The organism is Nonomuraea sp. NPDC003709, assembly GCF_040610775.1.
Classification (GTDB): Bacteria; Actinomycetota; Actinomycetes; order Streptosporangiales; family Streptosporangiaceae; genus Nonomuraea; species Nonomuraea angiospora_A.
The window spans coordinates 140,534-148,517 of sequence record NZ_JBEXMW010000029.1; the positions used below are offsets into that span (position 1 = coordinate 140,534).

The 7,984-nt window shown below is 68.5% G+C and carries 3 protein-coding genes and 1 pseudogene; 1 reads left to right on the plus strand and 3 read right to left on the minus strand.

The window, feature by feature from the left end:
* The first annotated feature begins 199 nt into the window (after window positions 1–199).
* Window positions 200–2,896, plus strand: coding sequence for a glycoside hydrolase family 3 C-terminal domain-containing protein (locus ABZX61_RS55040; RefSeq protein ID WP_355208448.1), 2,697 nt, complete (start codon window positions 200–202; stop codon window positions 2,894–2,896).
* Between the two features lie 76 nt (window positions 2,897–2,972).
* Here ABZX61_RS55040 and ABZX61_RS55045 read toward each other — a convergent pair whose 3' ends face one another.
* The 3 genes and pseudogenes from ABZX61_RS55045 to ABZX61_RS55055 form a co-directional block, all read right to left on the minus strand.
* Complete coding sequence (locus tag ABZX61_RS55045) at window positions 2,973–6,449, minus strand: ThuA domain-containing protein (RefSeq protein WP_355208451.1); 3,477 nt, start codon at window positions 6,447–6,449, stop codon at window positions 2,973–2,975.
* Window positions 6,450–6,767: 318 nt separating this feature from the next.
* On the minus strand, window positions 6,768–7,601 hold the full coding sequence (locus ABZX61_RS55050) for a sugar phosphate isomerase/epimerase family protein (RefSeq protein WP_355208454.1): 834 nt from the start codon (window positions 7,599–7,601) through the stop codon (window positions 6,768–6,770).
* Between the two features lie 26 nt (window positions 7,602–7,627).
* A pseudogene (locus ABZX61_RS55055) lies at window positions 7,628–7,984 on the minus strand (ABC transporter substrate-binding protein); the annotation flags it as partial.

Consider the following 7,984-nt stretch of genomic DNA (forward strand, 5'->3'; position numbering starts at 1 on the left):
ATTGACACTCCAGCAGGCTCGTGACAGCGTCGATGCGCTTCGCTGACCGCCCTCCCATCGAGCCTGCTTAGAGGTCTGACACGTGAGTTCCCCGTCTCCGTCCGCAGCCGACGCGTTTCCCTTCAGGGACCACGCTCTGCCGATGCGCAAGCGCGTCGATGACCTACTCGGACGGTTAACATTCGACGAAAGAATCGCGATGCTGCACCAGTACGCGCCTGCCGTACCGCGTCTGGGCATCGCCTTGTTCCGCACCGGGAGCGAAGCCCTGCACGGCGTGGCGTGGCTGGGGGTGGCGACGGTATTTCCGCAGGCAGTTGGCCTGGGTGCGACGTGGGACGAGGAGTTGGTGCGGCTGGTCGCCGAGGCCGTCTCGGTCGAGCTGCGCGCCTTCCACCGCCACCGCCCGCCCGTGATCGGCTCCGGCGCCAACAGCCTGCAGGCGTGGGCTCCCGTGGTGAACCCGTTGCGCGACCCGCGCTGGGGGCGCAACGAGGAGGGCTACTCCGAGGACCCGGTGCACACCGCACGGCTCGGCGTGGCCTACTGCCAGGGCCTGGCCGGCGATCATCCGGCCTTCCTTCGTGCGGCCCCGGTGCTCAAGCACTTCCTCGCGTACAACAACGAGGACGACCGATGCGTCACCTCCTCCGGCGTCCGTCCCCGGGTGCTGCACGAATACGATCTGGCAGCGTTCCGGCCAGTGGTCGCCTCGGGCCTGGCCACCGGCGCGATGGCCGCGTACAACCTGGTCAACGGCCGTCCCTGCCACGTCAGCCCGCTCATCGAGACGGAGCTGCGGCGCTGGGCCGAGCCGACCGGACACGAGCTGTTCGTGGTCAGCGACGCGGAGGCGCCGTCCAACCTGGTCGACCTGGAGCATTACTTCGACGATCACGCCGAATCCCATGCCGCCGCGCTCAAGGCCGGGATCGACAGTTTCACCGACCACGGCGAGGACAGCGGGACTCCGGTCGGCAGGCTGCGCGAGGCGCTGGATCGAGGACTGATCGACGAGGACGACATCGACCGCGCGGTGCGACGGCAACTTTCGGTGCGCTTCCGGCTCGGGGAGTTCGATCCGGACCTCGACCCGTACGCCGCCATCGGCCCCGAAGTGATCGACTGCGCCGAACACCGGGCTCTCGCCCTGCGCGCCGCGACCGAGTCGGTGGTGCTGCTCAAGAACGACGGCCTGCTGCCCTTGGAGCGCAACCCGCGGGTCGCCGTCATCGGACCGCTCGCGGACACGTTGTTCGAGGACTGGTACAGCGGCACCATGCCGTACCAGATCAGCGTCGCCGCCGGGCTGGAGGCGGCGCTCGGCGAGGTCGTCCGCGTGGAGGGCGCCGACCGGATCGCCCTGCGTTCACGCTCCACCGGTGAGCTGCTGGGCAAGTCCTCCTTCGACGTCGTCGACTGGGGCGGCGGTGCGTTCACGCTGCGTGACGCCGCCAACGGCCGCTACCTCAGCCTCCAGGCGGACGGCTCGCTCGCCGCAGATCGGGAGGTGCTCAAGACCTGGGACATCAACGAAACTTTCTACCTTGAAGCGGTCGCCGATGGCGTGGTGCTGCGCAACGTTCGCACCGGCCGGTACGCCGTCGTCGACCCCGTTGACGGGCGGGTCAGCGTCACCGCCGAAACTCCCGCCGACGCCGAGTGCTGGGAGCGGGAACTGCTCCATGACGGTACGGCAGCGGCCCGGTCCGCGGCCGAGGCCGCAGACGTCGCCGTCGTGGTGCTCGGCAACCACCCGCTCATCAACGGCCGCGAGACGGAAGATCGCCGGGACCTCGCGCTGCCCGAGGGGCAGGAAGCGCTGCTGCGCGCGGTCGCCGAGGTGCGCCCCGAAACCGTGCTCGTCACCATGAGCAGCTACCCCTACGCCCTGGACTGGGCCGATGAGCACCTGCCCGCCATGGTGTGGACGTCCCACGGCGGGCAGGAAACCGGCCGGGCGGTGGCTGCCGTCCTGCTCGGCGAGGCCGAACCGAGCGGGCGGTTGCCGCAGACCTGGTATCGCGGCGACGACGAGCTTCCGCACCCCCTGGACTACGACATCATCAAGGCGGGCTGGACCTACCAGTACCACCGGGCCGCTCCGCTGTATCCCTTCGGCCACGGGCTCTCCTACACGGAGTTTGTCTACGGCGACCTGCGGCTGTCCTCGGGAACTGTGCCCCAGGACGGTACGGTTGAGGTCTCGCTCACGCTGACCAACGCCGGAACCCGGCAGGGATCTGAGGTGGTGCAGCTCTACGTCCGGGCGTTGAACGCCCGCTACGAGGCCCCTTCGCTCCGGCTCGCCGACTTCCGCAAGGTCGCGCTGTCTCCGGGCGACAGGCTGGATCTCACGTTCCGGCTGTCAGCCGAGCACCTGGCCCATTGGGACGTGGCCGGCGGGGCCTTCACCGTTGACCCCGGCGACTATGAGGTGCTGGTGGGCCGCTCCGCCGGTGACATCACCCTGACGGCGCCGATCACAGTGAGCGGTCCCGCCCCCGGGCCGCGCGTCGTCGTCGACAGGCGCACGTCGGCCGTCGACTTCGACGACCACGCGGCCATCACCCTGGTCGACGCCACCCGTACCACCGGCGACGCGGTCGCTCCCGCGAAGCACGAGCAGCCCGCGACCCTGCTGTTCCGCTCCGTCGAGCTGTCCGGCGCGGTCCGGGTCGAGGCCGAGGTCGCCGGTGTGTGTCCAGGGAAGCTGGAGTTCCTGGCAGGTGACCGGCTGCTGGCGGAGATGTCGGTGCCGGCCACCGGGAGCCGCTACGCATGGACGACCGTGACCGGCGACCTGACGACGTCGCCGGACGGCGTCCATGATCTGCAGGTGAACGTGCACGGCGACGTTCGGCTCGCGGCGTTCCGCTTCGGCTCGACCGCCTGAAATGAGCGGCCGTCCGGACCGCTGGAGCCGCCGCAGGAGAGCGGGCCGGCTCCAGGGTCCGGACGTCACATGACGTTCAGACGCGGGTCCACTTCTGGTTGTTCTGGCCGTTGCACGTCCAGATCTGCACCTTGGTGCCGTTGGCGGTGCCGGCGCCGCTGACGTCCACGCACTTGTTCGCTCCGACGGCAGTGATGCTGCCATCGGCGTTGAACCGCCATTTCTGGTTGTCCCGCCCGTTGCAGTCCCAGATGATCAAGGCGGTGCCGTCCGCCGTCCCGCCCCCGTTCACGTCCAGGCACTTGTTGCCGTACGCCCGCAGCTCACCCGCGGCGGTCGACGTCCACTGCTGGCCGGGCTGCCCGTTGCAGTCCAAGATCTGCACCTGTGTGCCGTTCGTCTGCGAGGCGCCGTTGAGGCACCGGTTCGATCCCACACCCCGCACCGCGCTGGTGCTGCCAGGGGGCGAGCCGTCACCCTGCCCGACGCCCTTGCCGTTGACGGTGAACGAGTCCACGTCGAACGAGTTCGCGGACGGCGCCTTGAACACGACGTAGACATTGTGGGTGCCACCGGGATCGGTGACCTGCACCGCGGGCAGGGACACGTAGGTGTTCCATCCCCCGGTGGACGGGACGGGGCTGGAGGCGATGAGGGCCCCCGTCGGCGAGTCGGCGTGCAACTCGATGGACGCCCCGGTGTTGGACGGTGCCGAGACGCGGAAGGACACCGTGTCGATCCCGGACAGGCTGATCGGGCTGAAGGAGATCCAGTCGTTGTTGGAGATGTCGCCGAGGCGCCTGCCGCCTTCGGCTCCGGACTCGTCGACGATCCGGATTCCGGACGAGCCGGTGAAGTGCTCGGCCTGCTTGTGCTTGGGCTGCAGGGTGATGCCGGCGCTGCCCTTCAGGCCGCCCTTGTCGGTGTAGTCGGCGGACAGGGCGTAGTAGACGTTGGCGGCCTCGTCATGGCCGGACGCGGTGGTCGTGACCGTTCCGGAGCAACCGGTGTACTGGCCGGTGTCGTGGGCGTGCTGGTCATGGCCGAGCGCCGTGATCACGTTGACCTTGGTGCAGTCGACGGCGCCGTCCTCGGGGTCCGTGACGTTCACCGTGTAGGCCACCTGGTCGCCGAAATTGATGAACCCGCCGTCGGGCGGAGCCGAGAAGACGACCTTGGGACGGGTGTTGCCGACGGCGATGGGCAATGTGACGCTGCCCGTCTTCCCGCCGGAGTCCCGTACGGTCAGCTTGGCCGTGTAGGTTCCGTTGGCGTTGTAGGTGTGGGACGGGTTGGCGCTGGTGGAGGTCCCGCCGTCACCGAAGTCCCACGCGTAGGTGATCGCGTCGCCGTCGGGGTCGGACGAGCCGGCCGAGGAGAACGCCACCGTCAGCGGCGCCGCGCCCGAGTCGGGGTTGGCGCTCGCCTTGGCCAGGGGCGCGCGGTTTCCGGCTACGTAGTCGACCCGGTAGACGCTGTCATCGGTGTTCGAGTGGCCGAAGCCGTTGCCCCAGTCGGCCATGTACAGGGCGCCGTCCGGACCGAACTTCATGTCGATCGGCGCATGCGGGGCGAGCTGTGCCACGAAGGGGTTGATCTTCAGGAGGTTGCCCGAGGAGTCCAGGCGGAACTCCTTGACGAAGTTGCGGCTCCATTCGTAGAGGAACGGCGTGCCGTCGAAATACTCGGGGAACTTGCGGTCGGAGCCGCCGGCGGCGTCGTACCGGTAGAAGGGGCCGCCCATCGGGGCGGCACCGCCGCAGCAGTCGATCTCGGGGAACTCGGCCGAGGCGTGGTAGTTGTACCAGACGGTCGCGGGCTTGGCCGCGGGCAGATTGGTCAGGCCGGTGTTGTTGGGCGAGTCGTTGACCGGTGCCGAGCAGTTGAACTTCGCGCCGGAGGTGTTGGTGGCGAAGTTGAAGTCGTTGAACGGGATGTTGTTGCCGACGCAGTACGGCCAGCCGTAGAAGCCCGGCTGCTTGATCAGGTTCCACTCGACGGTGCCCTCGGGACCGCGGTTGGGGTTCGCGGCGCCGGCGTCGGGGCCGTAGTCACCCGCCGAGATCCAGCCCGTGACCTTGTCGACCGAGAAGCGGAACGCGTTGCGGAAGCCCATCGCGTAGATCTCCGGCCGCGTCTTGGCGGTGCCGGGCGCGAACAGGTTGCCCGATGGAACCGTGTACGTGCCGTCGGCCTCGGGGTGGATGCGCAGGATCTTGCCGCGCAGGTCGTTGGTGTTGGCCGCGGACCGCTGGGCGTCGTAATGCTCCCGGCCCGGCCGCTCGTCGATCGGGGCGTAGCCGCTGGACCCGTTGGGATTGGTGTCGTCACCCGGGCCGATGTACAGGTTCCCGCCCGGCCCGAACGCGAGGTAGCCGCCGGTGTGGCCGGGCTCGTCGACGTTGCGGTACGCCGGAACCTCGATGATCTTCTTCTCGCTCGCCAGGTCGAGGCTGGTGCCGTTGAAGGTGAACCTCGACACCCGGTTCACCTCGCCGCCGTTGGACGGCGAGTAGTTGACGTAGATCCAGCCGTTGGTGGCGAAGTTCGGATCCAGCGCCAGCCCGACGCCACCGTCCTCGCCGCCGTCGTACACCGACAGGGTGGCGATGACGCGCGTGCCCCCGCCGTTGGCGGGGATCAGATTCACCTTGCCCGAGCGTGAAATGTAGAAGACCCTGCCGTCGCCGGCCACGTCGAGTTCCATCGGCTGGTCCGGTGCGCCGTCGAGGGTCACCTTCTGGAACCGGGCCGCGACGGTGCCGCCGCAGTCGCCCGCCGCCGCGCCCGCCGCCCACTTCACCCCGCCCAGCAGGTGCTGCTTGAACGACGACTCCGAATAGGAGGACGCCTGGTGGCCCATCGCGGTGGCCCACACCCGGCCGCCCTCCGGGTTGTGACACCAGGAGATCGGGTGGTCGGCACCCATCTTGTTCGGCCCCGCGTCATAGGTGGTCTCGTCCGCGCTCACCAGCACGTGCACCGAGCCCCGCATGTTCTTGTCGAAGTTGTACCACTCCTCCGAGCGCACCCACCGATCCGGCAGCCCCTTCGTGGAGGGGTGAACCTTGTCGGCCACCTTGGCGGTGCCCTGCAGGATCGCCGAATGCGCGGTCATGTGCGCGCCGGCCAGGGCAACCTGGTCCCACCAGGGAAACTGCGCCTCGATGTTCATGTCGGTGGCGTTGTGGATCGCGACGACGCCGTGGCCGCTGCGGACGTACGCCTGGAAGGCCTGACGCTGGGCGTCGTTGTCCCAGACCATGCCGCTGGTCTGCAACATGATCACCGCGTCGTAGGTGTTCAGGGTCGCGGTCGTGAAGACGGCGGAGTCCTCGCTCTGGTCGAGCTGGAAGTTGTTGTCGGTCGCCATCTGCTGGAACATCGCGACACCGGCGGGGATGGAGTCGTGCCGGTAGGCGCCGCTGGCGGTCTTGGTGAACAGCAGCACCTTGAACTGCGGGGCGGCCGCGTGCGCCACCAACGGCACCGCGGACAGCCACAGCCCTAATAAGGCTGCGACGAGGGCGGGAAGCAGGCGGGATGTTCGCATGAAGGATCTCCTGGGGGGTTACCGGCTACGGTCGGAGTTGAAGGGTGGGAAGCAGCAGTGGCCCACCCATCGATCCGGGCGGCGGTGCCTGACCATGCGATATCGAATCGATTCGGAAGGAAAATAGGTCGGGCCAATCTTAAGTGTCAAGCATGCTTATTCCGGCGGATCCAAGACCACCTTTCGCTTCCGCTGGGCCGGGGTCCTGCTGCCTTTACTGGATATCCGCAGGTGTGAGCGGCGTCGCCGGTGCCGCTCTGTCTCACCGATACTAGAAAAGCCCATCAATAAGTATGAAACTTTCAAGCACCACCTTGATCAGAGGGTGCGCAGGTAGGCGAGGCCGTCCACGGCGAGCGCGTCCTGGCTTTGCGCGAGGGGCCGCCAGATGGAGGCCGCGGTGGCGATGGTCTGGTTGTGCGCGGTGAAGGACTCGATGACGAGCGGCCCTCGATAGCCGACGTCGCGCAGGGCCCGGGTGAAGCCGGGCCAGTCGAAGCGGTCGGCCCCCGGCGTGCCGCGATCGGTGCCGCACACCTGCACGTGCGCGATCCGGTCCGCCGCGACCCGCACCGCCTGGGCGGGGTCTTTCTCCTCGATGTTCATGTGGTAGGTGTCGAGTGCCAGGTGGCAGTCCTCGGGCAGCGCGTCGAGGGCCTGTTCGACGGTGTTGATGAGGCTGGTCTCGTACCGGTTGAGCGGCTCGACCGCGAGCTTGATCCCGCGCTCGGCCGCATAGTCCAGGACGGGCCGCAGGTTCTCACGCAGTTCGGCGTAGGCGGCGCGGCGCTCTTCGGGTGACAGCCGCCATGTACGGCCGACCGAGGCGTACGCCGGCCCCCCGATCACGGGGGAGCCGACGGTCACCGCCACGTCGACGCAGTGCCGCAGATAGTCCTGGGTGTCGCGAATCGTCTGTGGGGAGGCGGCCACGAGCTCGCGCCCCGGCGGCATGACGAGCACCACGGATGCGGCCAGCCCGTGCTCGGCCAGCACCGCGGCGGCCTTGTCCGGGTTCCAGTCGCCGGGTTGCTCGACGGGCAGTTCGATGACGTCGAAGCCCCACCCGGCGATGCGGGGCGCGAGGCGCGCCAGGTCGTCGTCGGTCAGCGGGGAGACCCAGACCCAGGTGTTCACGCCGATGGAGTACATGCGCCCCTCTTCGCGGTCGGTGTCGATCAGTTCTTCTTCCCGCCCCAGTTCTCGGGGAACCCGGGCAGGGTCTCGCAGCCGCAGAGCGCGTAGTGCAGCGGCGGCATGTTGGGCTTGAGGTAGGCCGACAGGTTCTCGCTGGTGACCTTCGGTTGCGGCAGGTTCCACATCTTGGGCACTTCCTCGCCCTTGAGGATCTTCAGCGCGGCGATGATCGGGGTGCGCCACTGGTAGGTCGGGTACGTGGGCGCAACGGCGGTGAGGTTGGCGTCCTTCCACTTCTGCAGGAAGTCCTGCTGGTCCTCGCCGTTGATCGGCGGCACCGGCACGCCCGCGTCCTCGAACGCCTCGATCGCCGCCACCGCCGTGGCGCCCGCGTCCAT